The organism is Pengzhenrongella sicca (genome assembly GCF_017569225.1).
Lineage (GTDB): Bacteria > Actinomycetota > Actinomycetes > Actinomycetales > Cellulomonadaceae > Pengzhenrongella > Pengzhenrongella sicca.
Genome location: NZ_CP071868.1, coordinates 2,504,875 through 2,524,128, shown reverse-complemented (window position 1 = coordinate 2,524,128; position 19,254 = coordinate 2,504,875). Strand labels below are relative to the sequence as shown.

The following is a 19,254-nucleotide window of genomic DNA, read 5'->3' as shown; positions in this document are numbered from 1 at the left end:
CACGCCCGCCGGAACCTCCCGCGGGTGTGACGTATCAACGACAGGAAGTATCGCTAGTGAGCAGTGTTACTCGTTCGCGCCGTCAGGTGCGCCTCTCGCGCGCCCTGGGGCTGGCCCTCACGCCGAAGGCCGTCAAGCACTTCGAGAAGCGGCCGTACCCGCCCGGCGAGCACGGCCGCGCCCGTCGCCGCACCGAGTCGGACTACGCCGTCCGCCTCCGGGAGAAGCAGCGTCTGCGCGCCCAGTACGGCATCCGCGAGAAGCAGATGGCCCGTGCATTCGAGGACGCCCGCAAGGAGAAGGGCCTGACCGGTGAGTCGCTGGTCGAGCTCCTCGAGATGCGTCTCGACGCCCTCGTGCTGCGCTCCGGCTTCGCCCGCACGATCCTCCAGGCCCGCCAGGACGTCGTGCACCGTCACATCCTCGTCGACGGCGAGATCGTGGACCGCCCGTCGTTCCGCGTCAAGCCCGGCCAGACCATCTCCGTCAAGGCGAAGAGCCAGGGCATGGTGCCGTTCCAGGTCGCCGCAGCTGGCGCCCACCGCGACGTGCTCCCCAAGGTTCCGGGATACCTGGAGGTCCAGCTCGAAAAGCTGACTTCCGTGCTCTCGCGTCGCCCGAAGCGCGCCGAGGTCCCCGTCACGTGCGAGGTCCAGCTGGTCGTGGAGTACTACGCCCGCTGATCCATCCCGCAGCGGCTCGTGCCGCAGCGTCTCAGGCGCCCCGTTCGCATCCCGTTTCGGGCTGCGAGCGGGGCGTTTGCGGTTCCAGGTAAGGTTTCACCCGGTCCGCCGGGGTGTCCGCCGGGCACAGTGCACGGCCAGCGTTGAGGAGCGGAACATGTCGGTCGGAGACATTGCGGGACTGATCGCGGCGATCGCGTTCGTCCTGCTCGTGGGCGTGCTTGCGGTGCCCCTCGTGAAGCTCGGCCGGGTTCTCGACGAGACCCGGGTGTCCGTCAAGGAGCTCACCGACCACTCCGTCCCGATCCTCGACGAGGCCGCGGCGACGGTCGCGTCCGCCAACACCCAGCTCGTCAAGGTCGACACCATCACCACCGCCGCGGTTCAGGTGAGCGAGAACGTCTCCGCGCTGACCTCGCTGTTCGCGGCGACGGTTGGCGGCCCGATGGTCAAGGTCGCCGCGTTCTCCTACGCGGTCCGCCGCACCGTCGGCGGCTTCCTGGGCCGGGGTCGGAGCGCGCGATGAGCCGCCTGTTCTGGATCGGCGTCGGCGCGGCCGCGGCAGTCGTCGCGGCGCGCAAGTCGCGCGCGCTGGTCGAGGCGCACACCCCGCCCGGCGTCGCGCAGGCGGCCGGCGTGGTCTCCGGGCTCGGCGGAGCGCTGCGCTCGGCCCGCGCCGAGTTCAGCGCGAGCCTCGCCGAGCGCGAGGGCGAGCTGCGCCACGGCCTGCTGGGCGACGCCGACCTCGACGCCGCCCGCGCCCGCACCGACGCCTGGCGCGCCGACCGCGCCGACCGCAGCGACCGGACCGACCGCGCCGGCCGAACCACCCGCTCCGACCGCGCCGGCCGCCACGCCGACCCCGCCGCGACCCGCCCCGCGTCGACCGAGCCGCGGGCCGAGGACCCCAGCGACGGCGAGCTCGGCTACTCCTTCTTCTAAGCCCGTTCCGATCAGTACCCGACCGACCCTGAGGTAGACATGCGTACCGCCGAGATCCGCCAGCGTTGGCTCGACTTCTTCTCGAGCCGCGGGCACACCGTCGTGCCGTCGGCGTCGCTGATCTCCGAGGACCCCTCGTTGCTGTTCACTGTCGCCGGCATGGTTCCGTTCATCCCGTACATGGTCGGCGAGCGGACGCCCCCGTGGAAGCGCGCGACAAGCGTGCAGAAGTGCGTGCGCACCTCCGACATCGAAGAGGTCGGCAAGACCACGCGGCACGGCACGTTCTTCCAGATGAACGGCAACTTCTCCTTCGGCGACTACTTCAAGGAGGGGGCGATCCGCTTCGCGTGGGAGCTGATCACTACCCCGCAGGCCGACGGCGGCTACGGCTTCGACCCCGAGATCGTCTGGGTCACGGTCTACGAGGACGACGACGAGGCGCGCCAGCTCTGGAAGTCGATCGCGGGCCTGCCGGACGAGCGCATCCAGAGCCGCGACAAGAAGGACAACTACTGGCACACGGGCCAGCCCGGCCCGGCCGGCCCGTGCTCGGAGATCTACATCGACCGCGGCCCGAAGTACGGCCTCGAGGGCGGCCCGATCGCCGACGAGGACCGGTACATCGAGATCTGGAACCTGGTCTTCATGCAGTACGCGATCGACCAGGTGACGTCCAAGACGGACTTCCGCGTGGTCCGCGAGCTCGCCCAGAAGAACATCGACACCGGCATGGGCCTCGAGCGCGTCGCGTTCCTGCTCCAGGGCGTCGACAACATGTACGAGATCGACGAGGTCTTCCCGGTCATCCTGGCCGCGCAGAAGATCTCGGGCCGCACCTACGGCGCGAACCACGACGACGACGTCCGCATGCGCGTGGTCGCCGACCACGTGCGGTCCGCGCTCATGCTCATCAGCGACGGCGTCACGCCCTCGAACGAGGGCCGCGGGTACGTGCTGCGCCGGCTGCTGCGCCGCACCGTCCGCTCGATGCGCCTGCTCGGCGTCGAGCAGCGCACGTTCGGCGACCTGTTCCCGGTCTCGCGCGACGCGATGCAGAGCTCCTACCCCGAGGTCGGGGCCAACTTCGAGCGGATCAGCCGCATCGCGTACGCGGAGGAGGAGGCGTTCCGCCGCACCCTCGCCGCGGGCACGACGATCCTCGACACCGCGGTCGCCGGCGTCAAGGCGGCGTCCCCGACGGCGCCCAAGCTCACCGGCGAGCAGGCGTTCACGCTGCACGACACGTACGGTTTCCCGATCGACCTGACCCTGGAGATGGCGGCCGAGCAGGGCGTCGCGGTCGACGAGAAGGCGTTCCGCGCCCTCATGCAGACCCAGCGTCAGCGCGCGCGGGCCGATGCCCTCGCGAAGAAGACCGGCAACGTCGACGCGAGCGCATACCAGGCGCTGCAGCGCGACCTCGCCGCGCCGGTCGAGTTTCTCGGGTACACCGACCAGACCGCGCGCGTGCGCATCGAGGCGCTGCTTGTTGACGGCGTGCCCGCGCCGGCCGCGACCGCGCCCGCGGACGTCGAGATCGTGCTCGACCGCACGCCGTTCTACGCCGAGGCCGGCGGCCAGCTCGCCGACCAGGGCCTCATCCAGCTCGACTCGGGCGCGACGGTCGAGGTCGACGACGTGCAGGCGCCCATCAAGGGCATGTCCGTGCACCGCGGCCGCCTCATCGACGGCACGATCACCGTCGGCGACGCCGGCACCGGCACCATCGACGGCGAGCGCCGCAAGGCGATCAGCCGCGCGCACTCCGCCACGCACATGGTGCACAAGGCGCTGCGCGAGGCGCTGGGGGAGACCGCGACGCAGGCCGGGTCCGAGAACGCGCCGAGCCGCGTCCGGTTCGACTTCCGGTACGGCGCCGGCCTGCCGACGGGCGCGCTCAGCGAGATCGAGGAGCGCGTCAACACGCAGCTCGCCGAGGACCTCGAGGTCACCGAGCAGACCATGTCGATCGACGCCGCCCGCGCGTCGGGCGCGATGGCGCTGTTCGGCGAGAAGTACGGCGACCGGGTGCGCGTGGTCTCGATCGGCGGCGACTGGTCGCGCGAGCTGTGCGCCGGCACGCACGTCAAGCGGTCGGGCCAGCTCGGCCTGGTCACCCTGCTGGGCGAGGGCTCGATCGGCTCCGGCGTGCGCCGGCTCGACGCCCTCGTCGGCGACGGCGCGTACGGCTTCCAGGCGAAGGAGCACGCGCTCGTCGGCCAGCTGACGGGTCTGCTCAACGTGCGCACGGACGAGCTGCCCGAGCGCGTCAGCTCGCTCGTGTCGCGCCTGCGCGACGCGGAGAAGCAGCTCGCCGCGATGAACCAGGCGAAGCTGCTCGGCGCGGCGGCCGGCCTTGCGGACGGCGCGACGTCGGCGGCGAACGGAACCCGCGTCGTCGTGCACGACGCCGGGTCCGTCGCCTCGGCGGACGACCTGCGGGCGCTCGCGCTCGACGTGCGGGCGCGGCTGGGCGAGTCCGCCCCGACGGTGGTCGCGATCGGCGGGGTGAGCAACGACCGCCCGCTCGTGGTGGTCGTGACGAACGCCGCGGCGCGGGCGGCCGGCGCCAAGGCCGGGGCGCTCGTGCGCACCGCGTCGAAGGTGCTCGGCGGCGGCGGCGGCGGCAAGGACGACATGGCCCAGGGCGGCGGCAGCGACGCCGGCGCGCTGGGTGCGGCGCTCGCCGGGATCGCGACCGAGGTCGGGGCCTAGGTGCCCGTCGAGCGCGGGCCGCGGCTCGGCGTCGACGTCGGATCGGTGCGCGTCGGCCTCGCGGTCAGCGACCCGGACGGGCTGATCGCGACTCCGGTGGCGACCCTGGCCCGGGCTCGCTCGCTCGCCGCAGTTGTGCGCGAAGTGCGTGAACGTGGTGCGGCGGCGGTGTACGTCGGGCTCCCGATCCACCTTTCGGGGGCCGAAGGGGCGGCGTCGGGTGCTGCGCGTGCTTACGCTGGGGCGTTGGCGTCGGCGGTGACACCCGTGTCGGTGTGGTTGATCGACGAACGAATGAGTACCGTAAGCGCACATCAGGCGCTGCACGCGTCCGGACGGTCCGAGCGAACCCATCGCACGGTCATCGACCAGGCGGCGGCCGTGGTGATCTTGCAGTCGGCGCTCGACGCGGAACGCGCATCGGGCGCACGGGCGGGCGAGCGGGTCGACGTCGATCCACCCGAGGCCCCCCGGGTGGGCCCTGATGGCGAACGCATGACGACGGAACGGTGAACGTGGCACACGACGAATCGGATGGACCGGCGGCCATGAACTGGCCGGCGGTGGACGGTGGAGGGACGACGGCCGTGAGTGAGATCTTCCTCGCCGGCGCGCCCGAGCTCCATGCTGCCCCCGTCCGGTCGCGCGCCTCCGAGCACGCCGCCAAGCGCGCCGCCCGGCGCCGCAAGCGGCGTCGCAGCGCGGTCGCCGTCGTGGTCGCGCTGGCGCTCGTCGTCGGGGCCGGCTGGTTCGTCGTCGGCTTCCTGGCGCCGATCTTCTCGGGCGACAGCTCGACGGAGACGATCGCGGACTACCCCGGCCCGGGGCACGGCTCCGCGCAGATCACCGTCAACTCCGGCGACACCGGCACGGCGATCGGCGCCGCGCTTGTCGAGGCAGGCATCGTCGGGACGCAGAAGGCCTTCACGGACGCCTACACCGCGAACCTCGACGCGCCCTCGATCCAGCCCGGAACCTACGAGCTGCTGCTCGAGATGAAGGCGAGCGACGCCGTCGTCGCCCTGCTCGACCCGGCGCGCCGCGTCTCCTACAAGGTGACCGTCCCCGAGGGGCAGACCGCCACGCAGGTCTACGAGCGGGTCTCGGCGATCACCACGATCCCCGTCGCCGACCTCGCGGCCGCTGCGGCCGACCCCGCGATCGGCCTGCCCGCAGAGGCGGCCGGCCAGATCGAGGGCTGGCTGTTCCCCGCGACCTACTCGGTCGAGCCCGACGCCACCGCCGCGACGGTGCTCGCCCAGATGGTCGCGAAGACCGTCTCGGTGCTCGACGCCGCCGCCGTCCCGGTCGATCAGCGCGAACGCGTCCTGATCATCGCGTCGATCGCCGAGAAGGAGGTCAGCGCGCCCGAGGAGTACTCGAAGGTGGCGCGCGTGATCGAGAACCGACTGACGCGGCAGATCCCGCTCGGCATGGACACGATCAACGCCTACGGCCTCGGCAAGGCCGCGATCGACCTGACGGCCGAGGACCTCGCGGCGGACAACCCGTACAACTCCCGCCAGATCCTCGGGCTGCCGCCGACCCCGATCGGCAACCCGGGCGAGGCCACGATCCAGGCCGCGATGAACCCCGCCGAGGGCGAGTGGACCTACTTCATCACCGTCAACCTCGACACCGGCGAGACGCTGTTCACCGACAACTACGACGAGTTCCTGGTCGGGAAGCAGCAGTACCAGGACTGGCTCGCGGCGAACGGGTGACGGGGGGCCGCAGCGCGGCAGTGTCTTTGGGTCGCCGGGCGGCAGTGCTCGGCCACCCCATCGCGCACTCGCTCTCGCCCGCGCTGCACCGGGCGGCGTACGCGGCGCTCGGCCTGGAGGGGTGGCGGTACGACGCCGTCGACGTCACCGCCGACGCGCTGCCGGCGTTCCTCGCCGGGCTCGATGACGCCTGGGCCGGCCTGAGCCTGACGATGCCGCTCAAGCAGACGGTGCTGCCGCTGCTCGACCACGTCGAGCCGCTCGCCGACGTCGTGGGCGCGGTGAACACCGTCCTCGTGCAGGCGGGCGCCGGCACGGGCGTCGCGGGCGGGCCGGTCCTCGTCGGCGCGAACACGGACGTGTACGGGATCGTCACGGCCCTGCAGGAGGGGTTGCGCGATCGGCCGCGCGGTCGGCGGCCGGGTGACGGGCCGGCGGGCGCGCCCGCCGACCGGACCGCCGCGGTGCTCGGTGCCGGCGCGACCGCCGCGTCCTGCCTCGCCGCGCTCGCGCAGCTCGGCTGCACGACCCCGGTGGTCTACGTCCGGTCGATGGGCCGGATCGGGTCCCTCATGCGCGCCGCGCACCGCATGGGCGTCGAGCCGCGGTACGCGCCGCTCGCGGCCGCCGCGGACGAGTTCGGCGCAGCGGACCTCGTCGTCTCGACCCTGCCCGCGCACGCCGCCGACGACGTCGCGGCGGGGCTGGGCGCCGCCGTCGCCAGCCGAGCGGCCGGCATAGCCAGCCGAGCGGCCGGCGGCGACGGACCGCACGGGGTGCTGCTCGACGTCGTGTACGACCCGTTCCCGACGGCGCTGTCGAGCGCGTGGGCGCGGGCTGGGGGAGTGGTCGTCGGCGGGGACCGGATGCTGCTGCACCAGGCCGCCGAGCAGGTCCGGCTGATGACGGGCCTGGTCGCGCCGGTCGAGGCCATGGCGGGCGTGCTCGGGGCGCGGTCCGTGCACCGGTAGACGCACCGGTAAAGTTGTGGGTCTGGCGGCCGATGGGATGGGTGACCCGGCGGCGAATCGAGACCGTCGACCACGCGAGATACACGCACGGCACACGCACGGCACACGGTGAGGCAGGTGCAAGGACGCATGGAGTTCACGCGCGGACGCGTCGTCCTCGCTGCGGCGGTGGCGGTGCTCGTCGTCGGAGGTGTCGCGGCGGCCGGAGTCGTCCGGTCCGTGGACGCCGACCGTGCAAGCACGGCACTCAGCGCCGAGGCCACGCGGGCGTCAATCGCCGCCGGGCAGGTAGGTGACACAGAGGCCGAGGCCGCTCAGACCGCGGCCGACGCCGGCACGGCGCTGGCCGACGCGGGCACCGCCACCTTGGACGCCTCGGCCGGACTGGCCAACGAGTCGATTCGGACGCAGCTGACGCTCGCCCTCGCGGGGCTGCGGGCGGCGATCGCCAACGGGACGCCCGAGCAGATCGTCGCGACGTCGGCGAAGGTCACCCGCACCAGCCGTGTGGTCGAGAACGCGATCGTCGCGAGCGGCGCGAAGCAGGTGCGCACCGCGAAGAAGGCTGAGGCGGATCGCGTCGCGGCGCAGGCCGCGGCGAAGGCGGTCGCCGAGGCGGCCGTGGCGGCGAAGGCAGAGGCGGCGAAGGCCGCGACCGCGGCCGAGGTGACCCGGGTCGCTGCGGACGCGGAGGTCGCGCGGGTCGCGGCCGTCACGGAACGTGCGCAGGTCGCGGCGAGCGCCGCCGTCGACCAGGAGGCCGCAGCCGCCGTCCAGTACGTCGACGTGGCCGGCAGCGTCGCCGTCGGCGGCTGGCATGTGGACGGGGACGCGTCGTCCACGCTCACGGTCGACCCCGCGACGGGGGCCTGCCAGATCACCGGCGCCGACCGGGACCTCAAGGTCGGCGCGAACGTCACGATCTACGACGAGCGCGGCTGGGTGGTCGGCACCGGCGCGCTGGCGGCCGGCACCTCATCCGGGGTCGAGCAACAGGCCGGTGGCGGCTACGTCGGGACGTGCACCTTCGGCTTCCGGGTGACGGTCCCCGACGCGAAGTTCTTCCAGATCCGGGTCGCCGATCGCGGCCCGGTGGCCGTGGCGCGCGCCGACATCGGCTTCGTGCACTTGCAGCCGAGCTAGGGCACGGCGGCGGGCACCAACTCCGGGGTCGTTTCGGCTCAGGTCCGCACCGCGCGATGTCGAAGTAGAGAGAGCAACCCGCGTCAGCCCCGGAGGACACGAAATGAAGAGACTCGGCGAGATCCTCCTGGACGAGGGACTGGTCACCCAGGCGCAGCTGGTCGTCGCCCTCGACGAGCAGAAGTCGCGCGGCTCGTCGCTCGGGCGCACCCTGGTCGAGATCGGCGTGCTCACGGAGGCCCAGCTGGTGCAGTCGCTGGCCAGCCAGGTCGGCATGGACTTCATCGACCTGGACGAGTACGCCGTCGACCGGCTGGCCGTCGCCATGGTGCCCGCCTCGCTCTGCCGGCGACACGTGGTGCTGCCGATCGCGATCGAGAGCGGCATGCTTCTGCTCGCGACCGCGAACCCGGGCAACGTCGTCGCCGTCGACGACGTGCGCACCATGTCCGGCATGCGCGTGCGGACGGTGGTCGCCACCCACGACAACCTCACGCGCGCGATCGACCGCTACTGCCGCTCCGACGGCGAGATGGAGAACCTCTCCGCGGCCTTCGAGGATGCGATCCAGTCCGACCCCGACATCGCGAGCGTCGGGGAGTTCGTCGACGACGACGCCCCCATCGTCCGGTTCGTCAACCTCCTGGTCACGCAGGCGATCACCGACCGTGCCTCCGACATCCACATCGAGCCGGCCGAGACCGACCTGCGCGTGCGGTACCGGATCGACGGCGTGCTGCACGAGACGCAGCGCGCGCCCAAGCAGATCCAGGGCGGCGTGATCTCCCGTATCAAGATCATGAGCGACATCGACATCTCCGAGCGGCGCAAGCCGCAGGACGGTCGCATGTCCGTCGTCCACCAGGGCCGCAAGATCGACCTGCGCGTGGCGACTCTCCCGACCGTGTGGGGCGAGAAGATCGTCATGCGGATCCTGGACAACACCTCCGCGAGCCTGAACCTGCGCGAGCTGTCGTTCCTCGACCACAACTTCGAGTCCTTCGAGTCGTCGTACAGCAAGCCCTACGGCATGATCCTCGTCACCGGCCCTACGGGGTCCGGCAAGTCGACGACCCTCTACGCGACCCTCAACGCCGTCTCGCGGCCGGAGATCAACGTCATCACGGTCGAGGACCCGGTCGAGTACCGGCTCCCGGGCATCAACCAGGTGCAGGTCAACCCCAAGGCCGGGCTCACGTTCGCGAGCGCGCTGCGCTCGATCCTGCGCTGCGACCCTGACGTCGTGCTGCTGGGCGAGATCCGCGACCACGAGACCGCCCAGATCGCGATCGAGGCGGCGCTGACCGGCCACCTCGTGCTCTCGACCCTGCACACGAACGATGCGCCGAGCGCCATCACCCGGCTGGTCGAGATGGGGATCGAGCCGTTCCTGGTCGGGTCCGCCCTGGAGTCGGTCGTCGCCCAGCGCCTCGCGCGCCGGCTGTGCGACAAGTGCAAGGAGCCGTACGTGCCGACGGAGGCCGAGCTGATCTCGGCTCGATTTCTCTGGGAGCCGGGCGAGGATCTGCCGATCCTCTACTCGGCCGTCGGGTGCGTCGCGTGCTCGAAGACGGGGTACCGCGGGCGGATGGCGCTGCACGAGGTCATGCGGGTCACGGAGGACATCGAGCGGCACGCGGTCGCGCACTCCTCGAGCGCCGAGATCGCCCGCACCGCCCGCGAGCAGGGCATGATCCCGCTGCGCGAGGACGGGTGGCGCAAGGTGCTGCTCGGCCAGACCTCGATCGAAGAGGTGCTGCGCGTCGTCAACTGACGCGCCGGTACTGACGTGTTTGGGCGTGAGTGATCGGCGCGGAGTCCTCAAGCCGGGTGTGCCGTCGGTCGATAGGTAGTGCAGAGCGGATCCGGCACGGGAGCACTCTTGCGCTCCGTGACGTGCCGCGGCGGCCCGACGCGCGGGCCTGACGACGTGGAGAGGGAACCGTGAGCGAGCAGTTCCAGGGGGCCTACCAACCCGAACGGCCGGCGCCGGTGCACCAGATGCCGACGACGTACGCGCTCGAGAGCACGCCGCCGCCCGTGCCGAGCCCGGCGCCTCCGGCGATGCGGGAACGCACCCCGGTGGCCCCAGCCGCGCGCGAACGTACCGCGCGAGTCGGGATGAGCGCGGGTGCCGAGGAGGGCGACCTCGACCTTGACGCGGCCCTGCGGGTGATGGTCCAGGCCGGAGCCTCCGACCTGCACCTGACCGCTGGCTCGGTGCCGATGCTGCGCCTCAACGGCGAACTCAGCCCGCTCAGCGGCTTCGCCACGCTAATACCCGGGGCGCTGCAGCGCAGCATCTACGGGATCCTCACTCAACGCCAGCGGGAGGCGTTCGAGGCCGAGCTGGAGTTCGACTTCGCGTACTCGCTGCGCGGCGTGGCCCGCTTCCGGGTGAACCTGTACCAGCAGCGCGAATCGATCGGCGCGGCGTTCCGCGTGATCCCGTACGACATCCGGCCGCTCGAGGAGCTCGGCGTCCCGCCGGTCGTGGCGACGTTCGCCGGCCTGCCGCGCGGGCTCGTGCTGGTGACCGGGTCGACCGGGTCCGGCAAGTCCACGACACTCGCGGCGATCGTCGACCTCGCGAACCGCACCCGCTCCGGCCACATCATGACCGTCGAGGACCCGATCGAGTTTCTGCACAAGCACAAGAAGTCGCTGATCAACCAGCGCGAGGTCGGGTCGGACACCCACTCGTTCGCCAGCGCGCTGAAGCACGTGCTGCGGCAGGACCCGGACATCATCCTGATCGGCGAGCTGCGCGACCTCGAGACCATCTCCGCGGCGATCACCGCCGCCGAGACCGGCCACCTGGTGTTCGCGACGCTGCACACCCAGGACGCGGCGCAGACGATCGACCGCATCATCGACGTGTTCCCGAGCCACCAGCAGGCGCAGGTGCGCACCCAGCTTGCCGGAGCGCTGCAGTCCATCGTCTGTCAGTCGCTCTGCAAGCGGGCGGACCGGCCGGGCCGGGTCGTGGCCACCGAGGTGCTCATCGCCACGCCCGCGATCCGCAACCTGATCCGCGAGGGCAAGACGCACCAGATCTACTCGGCCATGCAGGCCGGCGCCCAGCACGGGATGCACACGATGGACCAGCACCTCGCCGAGCTCGTCAAGTCCGGCAAGACCTCCTACGAGGACGCTCTCGAGAAGTGCCAGCACGTCGAGGACTTCAACCGCCTGGTCGGCCGGTCCGCCGGCGGCTCCAAGGGCGGGGCAGGGATGCAGGGCCTGAACGCTCAGGGGATGAACGCGCCGGGCATGAACGACGCCATGGGCGGGCTGAACGGGATGGGGTACTGATGGCCGAGGTCGCCAAAACCTACGAGTATGCGGTGCGCAATCGCGCCGGCAAGCTCGTCACCGGCCGCATCGAGGCGGGGACCCAGGCGGCCGTCGCCAACCGGCTCAAGACGATGGGTCTCGCGCCGGTGTCCATCGCCGAGGTGCAGACCAGCGGCTTGAAGCGCGAGATCACGATCCCCGGCTTCGGCGACAAGATCACGCTCAAGCACCTGTCGGTGATGTCGCGCCAACTCGCGACCATGATCGACGCGGGGCTCTCGCTGCTGCGGGCGCTGTCGATCCTCACCGACCAGACGGAGTCCAAGCCGCTCGCGAAGACCCTCGGCCAGGTCCGCAGCGACGTCGAGACCGGGACGTCGTTCTCGGCGGCACTGGCTCGTCACCCCGACGTCTTCCCGCCGCTGATGATCAACATGGTGAAGGCGGGCGAGGTCGGTGGCTTCCTCGACCAGGTGCTCATCTCGGTGGCGGAGAACTACGAGTCCGAGGTCAAGCTGCGCGGCAAGATCAAGTCGGCGGCGACCTACCCGGTCGTCGTCCTGATGATCGCGATCCTCGCGATCATCGGGATGCTCCTGTTCATCGTGCCGGTGTTCGCGGACATGTTCGACACGCTCGGCGGAGTGCTGCCGCTGCCGACGCGCATCCTGATGTGGATGTCGCAGTCGCTCAAGTGGACGATCGTTCCGCTGGTGATTGCGTTCCTCGCCTTCAACAGCTGGTGGTCGAAGCACAAGAACGATCGCTCGGTCCGCGAGCGGCTCGACCCGATCAAGCTCAGGCTCCCGGTGTTCGGCAGTCTCTTTCAGAAAATTGCGGTCTCGCGATTCACGCGGAACTTCGGCACGATGATTCACGCCGGCGTCCCGATCCTTCAGGCCCTCGACATTGTGGGGGAGACGAGCGGCAACCTCGTGATCGAGAAGGCATCGAAGGCAGTCCAGGACTCCGTACGACGAGGCGAGTCACTCACCGGCCCGCTCTCGAAGCACCCCGTCTTCCCGCCGATGGTCGTGCAGATGATGGCAGTCGGCGAGGACACCGGGGCGCTTGACACCATGCTCGAGAAGATTGCCGAGTTCTACGACGAGGAGGTTGAGGCGACCACCGACGCGCTCACTAGCCTCATCGAACCCCTCATGATCGTCGGTATCGGCTCCATCATCGGGGCGATGATCGTGGCGATGTACCTGCCGATCTTTGCGGTTTTCGATCTGGTCCAGTAGGCCGTGTCATCACGAGCCATAGTGGTTGGACCGGTATGTCCCTAATGCGTCATATCTGCGGGACGGGAGCCCAAGATGGCTCGTTCTCTCACCTAAAGTCCTGGGTACGACTGGCCGATGTACTGCCTGTACCCAGATGTCGGCTATCAGGTCGACGATTGAACGCGGCAAGGTCGCAACTTCTTCTCGACTCGAACAGGAGCACGACATGATGGCTCGAATTCATCAGGCAATGGCAAAGAAGGACAAGGGCTTCACGCTCATCGAACTTCTCGTCGTCATCATTATCATCGGTATTCTCGCAGCGATCGCCATTCCGGTGTACCTCAACCAGAGAAACAAGGCGTACACCGCCTCCGCTCAGTCGGATGCAACGGCGATCTCGACCGATCTGATCAGTTCGGCGTCGCAGGGAAGTGTCACGGCTCTTGCCTTCACGGGCACGTCGCCGGCATATACAGCGACAACGATCACAGCGGGCGGGCTGGCTGAGACGATCACTCCTCGCCTCAGCGCCGGTTCAACCTTCAACGCGGCGTGGATCACTGCGGACGGTTCCCAGTACTGCGTTCAGGTCACCAACAACTCGAGGATTGCATCCGTGACCAACACCGGACTCACCGCCGTGGCGTGTGGGGCAAAGCCGACCGGTGCCTTCGGTTCCTGACCTTTCAATTCAGCCTTGACGAGACGGCGGACCCTCATGCGATCACTGCGTATGGGGGTCCGCCGCGCTCACGACGGCGGCTTCACGCTTGTCGAGGTAATGGTCTCGCTGCTTATCCTCGCGATCGTGGCCGCAGGGCTCGGTACGCTCACCATCTCGGTAGCCCGCGCGCAGGCGAACGCGCGCAAGCAGGCTGTTGCGGCGGAGCTCGCCAGCCAGCGGAGTGACCTGCTTCGCGGATCGCTCGCCGTCGTGAAGGCCAACACGGGCGCGGGGGCGGCGACTCTCGCAGCGACGGGAGCGTGCGTTCCTGCGGTGGGCTTGTTCCAGACTGTGAAATGCACGCGTGGCAGCGGCACCTACCTCGTGTCCGCAGTCCGCGGGAGCGTGGACGGCTTTGGCGTCTATCCCGTGACCGTGACCGTGACGTGGACGGCCCAGGCGGCCGCTCGCAGCATCGTCACGCAGACGAGGATCTGGGCACCATGAGGTCGCGTCGTTTTCATCGGGCGGCACGCGGACTCGGTGACGACTCAGGGGTCACCCTTGTCGAACTGCTGGTCGCGATGGCGCTGATGTCGATGGTCACCTTCTTGATCCTCAGTATGGTCACCGGCGTGTTTCGAGGCCAGAAGTCCGCACGGCTCGCGGATCAGGCGACCAATCAGGCGAGAACCTCCATCGAGCGGTTGGACGACCAAAGCCGGGCCGCAACGTTTGTCTGGGTTTCGGACGCAACCTGCTCGACGAGCCAAGCCTCCGGGACCTGCGTCGTGCTTACGATCCCGGACTCGGGTGTGACGCGGTGCTACGCATGGAAGCTGGGAAGCACCGGGCTCCTGAGCCAGAACTGGGTGGCTGGTGCGGCTCGACCGACTGTGTGGTCCGTCCGGAGCGCCAACGTGCGAGCGGGAGTGACCGCGCCCTTCGTCCTCACGGCAGCGACCGCCCCGTCGCCGTCGGGAGGCGCGTCGTTCGCCGCTCGTGCGGTTCTTTCGCTGGACCTGGCCGTGGCGACGGACAAAGCCGGTAGTTATGACGATCGAATCACGACTGCGTCGCCCGTTCCTGTGGGAGGTACCTCGCCATGCTAGCTTTCCGTCGTCGCGCTCGGGCGGGGTCTCGATCGGACGAGGGCTTCGCCCTGCCGCTCGTGATCGCCGTCGTTCTCCTTGCGGGTGCAGTCGTTCTCGGTACGGCCGCGATCACACTCCCGACTGTCGTGCGCTCAATCTCGCTGAGGGACGGCACCCAAGCCATCGGGGCGGCCGGTGCCGGCATGGCGCAGGCCCAGGCCCAGCTCAGCGCCGCGACGGCTTGTCCGGCCGCTGGCACCACGACCCTTTCGGGAGCGCTGACGAGCAGCCCGAACGTCTCCGCCTACGCGGTCCAGATGGTCACGACGACGACATCCGCTCCTGCCGGTTGCACGATCCTGGTGACCTCGACTGGCACAGTGACCAAGGGTGCAAAGGTCGTCCGCCGGGCGCTGCGCTCCACGCTCACGCTCACGGCCGGAACAACACCGGCCGCGACCGCCGCCTACGTCTTCTACGGCAGGAATCTGACGAGCCAGATACCTCGGTTGAACGTCACCGGGAGCAGTGCCGTTGTCGCGATCGAGTCAACCACGAACCAGACATACAGCCTGAACTGCAACGGCGGTGCGTCTACCGCGGGCCTCTGGATTGCTGGCGGTGGCCTGCGGTTTGACGGCCCGTCCTGCCAAGTGACGGGCGACGTCTGGATTACTGGAGACATGACGGCGCAGAACGGCGGAACGATCGGCGGCAACCTCACGTCATCCGGGGGCTCGATGAATATCGGGCAGAACTCGAACCAGGCGATCACCGTCGGGGGAAATATCAGGGCCGCGAGCAGCGTCACCTGGGCGCCGGGTTGCACGGCAGCGAACCGCTGCTACGCGAACCAGAGCGGGCTGCCTGCTCCGACGATCTCAGCTCCGGTCGTCTTCGGGATGGCGGCGGCACAGCTCCAGGGCTGGACGGACGCGGGCTACGGTTCAGCGGTCGCCGTGCCATGCACGGGTTCCGCCGACGACCGCGGCACCTGGGTGAAGAACTATCTCAACGCGGGCACGGCGAAAGTGCTGTTGACGACCACCTGCGACATCAACTTCCAGAACGCCGGGACCCTCGCGTTCACTCGGGATGCGGTGCTGCTCACGAGCTCAAACATCACCGCGACTAGCCTGAGCTTCACCAGTTCAGCGGCTCACACTTTCTACTTGATCGGAACTGGAGCGTCCTCGACCTTCACTTTCAATGGAACGGTGAACTCGGCCTCGCTGCTCACCAGCTTCATCCAGGCGCCGATCGTGAATTTCAGCGGCACTGTCAACCTTTTCGGCCAGCTGTACATCACTGGTTCCTCGGCGCAGAACATCAATAGCCTCGACCTGACGTACCGCTCCGTCCCGCTGTACGGCTCCGTGGGTGGCCCCGTTGCAACTGCGGCTGCTGCCACTTGGACCCTTGAGCGCGAGGTTGCGGCTCCGTGATCGTTGCATTCCTTTTCGCGGTGGGTCTGGTCATCGGATCCTTCCTCAACGTCGTGGTCTGGCGGGTGCCGCGCGCGGAGTCGATCGTGCGCCCGCCGAGCGCGTGCCCCGCGTGTGGGCATGAAATCCGGCGCCGGGACAACGTGCCGGTGCTGTCATGGCTGAACCTGCGCGGCCGCTGCCGGGACTGCCGCGCGGCGATCTCGCCGCGGTACCCGCTCGTCGAGCTCGGCACCGCAGTGCTGTTCGCCCTCGTCGCGCTCCGGTTCGGCGTCTCCGCAGCGGCCCTCGCGTACCTGTACCTCGCGGCGATCGGCGTCTGCTTGGCGCTCATCGACTTCGACACGCGCCGCCTGCCCGATGCGATCGTGCTGCCGTCGTACCCCGTGCTCGCCGTGCTGCTAGCCGTTGCGAGCTGGGGATCCGGTGACTGGCCCGCGCTCCTGCGGGCGCTGATCGGCGGGGTCGTGCTCTGGGCGGCCTACTTCCTGCTCGTCGTCGCCTATCCGGCCGGGATGGGGTTCGGGGACGTCAAGCTCGCCGGCCTGCTGGGCGCCGCACTCGCGTGGCTCGGCTGGGGCGAGCTCGCGGTCGGCGGGTTCGCCGCCTTCCTGCTCGGCGGGGTCTTCTCGGTCGGGCTGCTGCTCAGCGGCCGGGCGAACCGCAAGAGCGGGATTCCGTTCGGACCGTGGATGCTGCTCGGCGCCGCAATCGGGATCGGCTTCGGTGGCGCGATCTGGACCGGGTACCTCGATCTGGTCCTGTAGCCCGAGAACTCAAGGCGCGGCCCGCGCGTCCCGATAACACCACTAGACGCACAGCACTCGACTCAGACAAGGATCCTCCGTGGCCAAGGCAGTAGTCATCGGTCTCGACATCGGCACGACGCAGGTTCGTGCCGCCGAGCTGGTGTTCGGCGGCGGTTCGGGCGGACGGCAGACGCCCACCCTGACGCGCTACGGCGAGGTGGCGCTGCCGCTCGGCGCGGTGCGTGACGGGGAGGTCGAGGACACGGCGGTCGTCGGCGCGGCGCTGCGCGAGCTCTGGGCGCAGGCGAAGTTCACCTCGCGGGACGTCAACATCGGCGTGGGGAACCAGCGCGTGGTCGTCCGGGCGCTCGAGCTGCCGTGGGTGCCCCGCCAGCAGATCAACGAGTCCCTGCCGTTCCAGGTCGAAGAGCTGATCCCGATGTCGACGGACGAGGCGCTGCTCGACTACTACCCGACGGGAGAGTCGACCGGCCAGACCGGTCGCCTGCTCCAGGGCATGCTGGTCGCGGCGACCAAGGACACCGTCCAGGCGAACGTCCTCGCCGTGCTTGCCGCCGGGCTGCGCCCGCGGCTGGTCGATCTCAGCCCGTTCGCCCTCCAGCGTGCGCTGTGCAGGGGGGAGCTCGCCGAGCAGACGGTCGCGCTCGTCGAGGTGGGCGCCAGGATCACCCACGTCGTCATCGTGGACCACGGCATCCCGAAGTTCATCCGCATGCTGCCGTTCGGCGGCCAGAACATCACGGACGCCGTCGCCGTCGCTATGGGCATCTCCGGCCTCGAGGCCGAGAACCTCAAGCGGGAGGTCGGCGTCGGGCTGGCCAGCACCGTGGAGGACGTCGCCTCGGCGGACGCGATCAGCTCCGTGGTGCAGCCGCTGATCGAGGCGATCCGCAACACGTTTGTCTACTACTCGGGGAACAACCCGGGCGCGGGGATCGATGTCGCGGTGCTGACCGGTGGCGGCTCGCAGCTCCTCGGCTTCGGGCAGTACCTCGCCAGCGCGACCCGGCTGCGGGTCACGACCGGCGACCCGCTCGCGTCCCTCACGATCGCGAAGACGGCCCGGCCAGACCTGCTCGTCCCACGCTCGTCGGTGCTTGCGATGCCGATCGGCCTCGCGTACGGGGTTGCGGCGTGAAGGCGCGCGAGGCGGCGGCCATGGCCCCGGCCTACCCGCAGGTCAACCTGCTGCCGCCCGAGATCCGCGCGGCGCGGACGCTGCGCGGCGTCAAGCGCAACCTCGCGATCAGCCTCGTGCTGGTGCTCGCGGTGTGCGCAACCGGCTTCGGGCTCAGCGCAATGACCGCCTCGACGGCCGCCGCGGAGCTCGCGACCGCGCGGGACGACACTGCGCGGCTCACGGCTGAACAGCAGACCTACGCCGAGGTGCCCCAGGTGCTCTCGTCGCTCGGGACCGCCAAAGCAGCCCGCCAGCTCGCCATGTCCACCGAAGTCCTCTGGAAGGGCTACCTCGACGCAATCACGGCCGTCCTGCCCACCGACGTCAGGATCGAGTCCTACCAGGTGACGGGGGCAACAGCGATGGAGGCCGCTCCTGTCCCGGCGGACCCACTCCAAGGTCAGAGCGTCGGCCAGATCACGTTCACGGGGTCGACCCCGTCGCAGCCCGACACCGCCGCGTGGCTCGACGCCCTCGACTCGATCCCGGGCTTTGCGGATGCGTGGTTCACCGGCGCGACACTCACTGCCAGCGAGTCCGGCGAGTCCTCGTACGCGGTCAGCGTCACGGTGCAGTTCACCGATGCCGCACTAGCGAATCGCTTTACAGCCGAAGGGGCGAGCTGACATGGGCGGAACGAATAGAAGTACCTGGATCGGCGGGGCGGTCTTCGTCGCGCTGGTGATCTTCGCCGCCGCGTGGCTGCTCGCGATCTCGCCGAATCTGGCCGCCGCGTCAGATTCCCGCGCGCAGGCCGAGACGACCCGTCAAAGCAATGTGGCGCTCGAGTCGGCGATCACGGCGCTCAAGGTGCAGTTCGATCAGTTGCCCGAGCTCAAGGCGGAGCTGACCAAGCTTCAGGAGGAGATTCCGACCGGCGCTGCGCTGGCCGCCCTGGTCCGGGACCTCAGCGACACGGCGGCAGCCAACGAGGTGGCCATCACGGCACTGTCGCCGTCGGCGGCAGTGTCCGTGGTGGCGCCCGTCGTCGCGGAGCCGGTCGCGCCCACCGAGGCCGCGTCGACGGACACATCTGCCGAGACTGCGACCACGACGGAGGCCCCTGTTCCCGCGGCGATCGAGGGACTGGTTGCAATACCGCTCTCCATCACAGTTCAGGGCTCGTACGCGAACACGCTCGCGTTCCTCGATGACGTCCAGCAGGCGTCGGCGCGACTCTTCCTGGTCGGCGGTCTGGGAGCTAGGGCCCTCGAAGCCGCGGCGGCCGGCGGCGGGCGGCCCGAGGTCCAGGCGGGCGACCAGGAAATCATCATCACGGGCTTCGCCTATGTCCTCACTAACCCCACGGCGGCCCCCATCGCCGAAAACACAAGCCCGCTGCCGGCGGCCGTACCGGGTAAGAACCCCTTCCTCGCGACGGAGTAGCGGTC

General features: G+C 69.8%; 18 protein-coding genes. All 18 read left to right on the top strand.

What is annotated here, in order from left to right:
- Positions 1–56: 56 nt before the first annotated feature.
- On the top strand, positions 57–683 hold the full coding sequence (gene rpsD / locus J4E96_RS11520; protein WP_227422250.1) for a 30S ribosomal protein S4: 627 nt from the start codon (positions 57–59) through the stop codon (positions 681–683).
- A 157-nt stretch (positions 684–840) separates the two neighbouring features.
- Complete coding sequence (locus tag J4E96_RS11515; protein ID WP_227422249.1) at positions 841–1,209, top strand: DUF948 domain-containing protein; 369 nt, start codon at positions 841–843, stop codon at positions 1,207–1,209.
- Positions 1,206–1,625, top strand: a complete 420-nt coding sequence (locus J4E96_RS11510; protein WP_227422248.1) for a hypothetical protein — start codon at positions 1,206–1,208, stop codon at positions 1,623–1,625. The genes J4E96_RS11515 and J4E96_RS11510 overlap by 4 nt, the downstream gene beginning before the upstream one ends.
- 39 nt (positions 1,626–1,664) lie before the next feature.
- Positions 1,665–4,343 carry an alanine--tRNA ligase gene (alaS, locus tag J4E96_RS11505; RefSeq protein WP_227422247.1) on the top strand — a complete coding sequence of 893 codons (2,679 nt, stop codon included), beginning with the start codon at positions 1,665–1,667 and terminating at the stop codon, positions 4,341–4,343.
- Positions 4,344–4,856 (top strand): Holliday junction resolvase RuvX, encoded by a 513-nt coding sequence (gene ruvX, locus J4E96_RS11500; RefSeq protein ID WP_227422246.1) that lies wholly within the window; start codon positions 4,344–4,346, stop codon positions 4,854–4,856.
- Positions 4,857–4,930: 74 nt separating this feature from the next.
- A complete protein-coding gene (mltG, locus tag J4E96_RS11495) occupies positions 4,931–6,067 on the top strand; it encodes an endolytic transglycosylase MltG (protein WP_227422245.1) in 1,137 nt (378 codons plus the stop codon).
- A gap of 44 nt (positions 6,068–6,111) precedes the next feature.
- Complete coding sequence (locus tag J4E96_RS11490; RefSeq protein WP_264466148.1) at positions 6,112–7,038, top strand: shikimate dehydrogenase; 927 nt, start codon at positions 6,112–6,114, stop codon at positions 7,036–7,038.
- Positions 7,039–7,167: 129 nt separating this feature from the next.
- The gene (locus tag J4E96_RS11485; RefSeq protein ID WP_227422244.1) at positions 7,168–8,181 is read left to right on the top strand and encodes a hypothetical protein; all 1,014 of its coding nucleotides are present in this window, start codon (positions 7,168–7,170) and stop codon (positions 8,179–8,181) included.
- A gap of 103 nt (positions 8,182–8,284) precedes the next feature.
- Positions 8,285–9,955, top strand: a complete 1,671-nt coding sequence (locus J4E96_RS11480) for a GspE/PulE family protein (protein ID WP_227422243.1) — start codon at positions 8,285–8,287, stop codon at positions 9,953–9,955.
- Positions 9,956–10,125: 170 nt separating this feature from the next.
- Positions 10,126–11,496, top strand: a complete 1,371-nt coding sequence (locus J4E96_RS11475; protein ID WP_319637675.1) for a type IV pilus twitching motility protein PilT — start codon at positions 10,126–10,128, stop codon at positions 11,494–11,496.
- Positions 11,496–12,725, top strand: coding sequence for a type II secretion system F family protein (locus J4E96_RS11470; protein ID WP_227425738.1), 1,230 nt, complete (start codon positions 11,496–11,498; stop codon positions 12,723–12,725). The genes J4E96_RS11475 and J4E96_RS11470 overlap by 1 nt, the downstream gene beginning before the upstream one ends.
- A gap of 136 nt (positions 12,726–12,861) precedes the next feature.
- On the top strand, positions 12,862–13,392 hold the full coding sequence (locus J4E96_RS20325; RefSeq protein ID WP_319637674.1) for a prepilin-type N-terminal cleavage/methylation domain-containing protein: 531 nt from the start codon (positions 12,862–12,864) through the stop codon (positions 13,390–13,392).
- A 51-nt stretch (positions 13,393–13,443) separates the two neighbouring features.
- Complete coding sequence (locus J4E96_RS11460; protein ID WP_227422242.1) at positions 13,444–13,881, top strand: type IV pilus modification PilV family protein; 438 nt, start codon at positions 13,444–13,446, stop codon at positions 13,879–13,881.
- 664 nt (positions 13,882–14,545) lie between these two features.
- Entirely contained in the window at positions 14,546–15,913 is a 1,368-nt protein-coding gene (locus J4E96_RS11455) for a hypothetical protein (RefSeq protein WP_227422241.1), read from the top strand.
- Positions 15,910–16,680 carry a prepilin peptidase gene (locus J4E96_RS11450; RefSeq protein ID WP_227422240.1) on the top strand — a complete coding sequence of 257 codons (771 nt, stop codon included), beginning with the start codon at positions 15,910–15,912 and terminating at the stop codon, positions 16,678–16,680. Before J4E96_RS11455 ends, J4E96_RS11450 begins: the two co-directional genes overlap by 4 nt.
- A gap of 79 nt (positions 16,681–16,759) precedes the next feature.
- Positions 16,760–17,821, top strand: a complete 1,062-nt coding sequence (pilM, locus tag J4E96_RS11445) for a type IV pilus assembly protein PilM (protein ID WP_227422239.1) — start codon at positions 16,760–16,762, stop codon at positions 17,819–17,821.
- Positions 17,818–18,489, top strand: a complete 672-nt coding sequence (locus J4E96_RS11440) for a PilN domain-containing protein (protein ID WP_227422238.1) — start codon at positions 17,818–17,820, stop codon at positions 18,487–18,489. Before pilM ends, J4E96_RS11440 begins: the two co-directional genes overlap by 4 nt.
- Position 18,490: 1 nt before the next feature.
- A complete protein-coding gene (locus tag J4E96_RS11435) occupies positions 18,491–19,249 on the top strand; it encodes a hypothetical protein (protein WP_227422237.1) in 759 nt (252 codons plus the stop codon).
- The last annotated feature ends 5 nt before the right edge of the window (positions 19,250–19,254 follow it).

Coding starts and splice junctions, on each gene's coding strand:
- J4E96_RS20325 (WP_319637674.1), top strand. CDS start 12,862: ATGTCGGCTATCAGGTCGACGATTGAACGCGGCAAGGTCGCAACTTCT.
- alaS (WP_227422247.1), top strand. CDS start 1,665: ATGCGTACCGCCGAGATCCGCCAGCGTTGGCTCGACTTCTTCTCGAGC.
- J4E96_RS11510 (WP_227422248.1), top strand. CDS start 1,206: ATGAGCCGCCTGTTCTGGATCGGCGTCGGCGCGGCCGCGGCAGTCGTC.
- J4E96_RS11480 (WP_227422243.1), top strand. CDS start 8,285: ATGAAGAGACTCGGCGAGATCCTCCTGGACGAGGGACTGGTCACCCAG.
- J4E96_RS11470 (WP_227425738.1), top strand. CDS start 11,496: ATGGCCGAGGTCGCCAAAACCTACGAGTATGCGGTGCGCAATCGCGCC.
- J4E96_RS11460 (WP_227422242.1), top strand. CDS start 13,444: ATGGGGGTCCGCCGCGCTCACGACGGCGGCTTCACGCTTGTCGAGGTA.
- J4E96_RS11485 (WP_227422244.1), top strand. CDS start 7,168: ATGGAGTTCACGCGCGGACGCGTCGTCCTCGCTGCGGCGGTGGCGGTG.
- J4E96_RS11515 (WP_227422249.1), top strand. CDS start 841: ATGTCGGTCGGAGACATTGCGGGACTGATCGCGGCGATCGCGTTCGTC.
- J4E96_RS11435 (WP_227422237.1), top strand. CDS start 18,491: ATGGGCGGAACGAATAGAAGTACCTGGATCGGCGGGGCGGTCTTCGTC.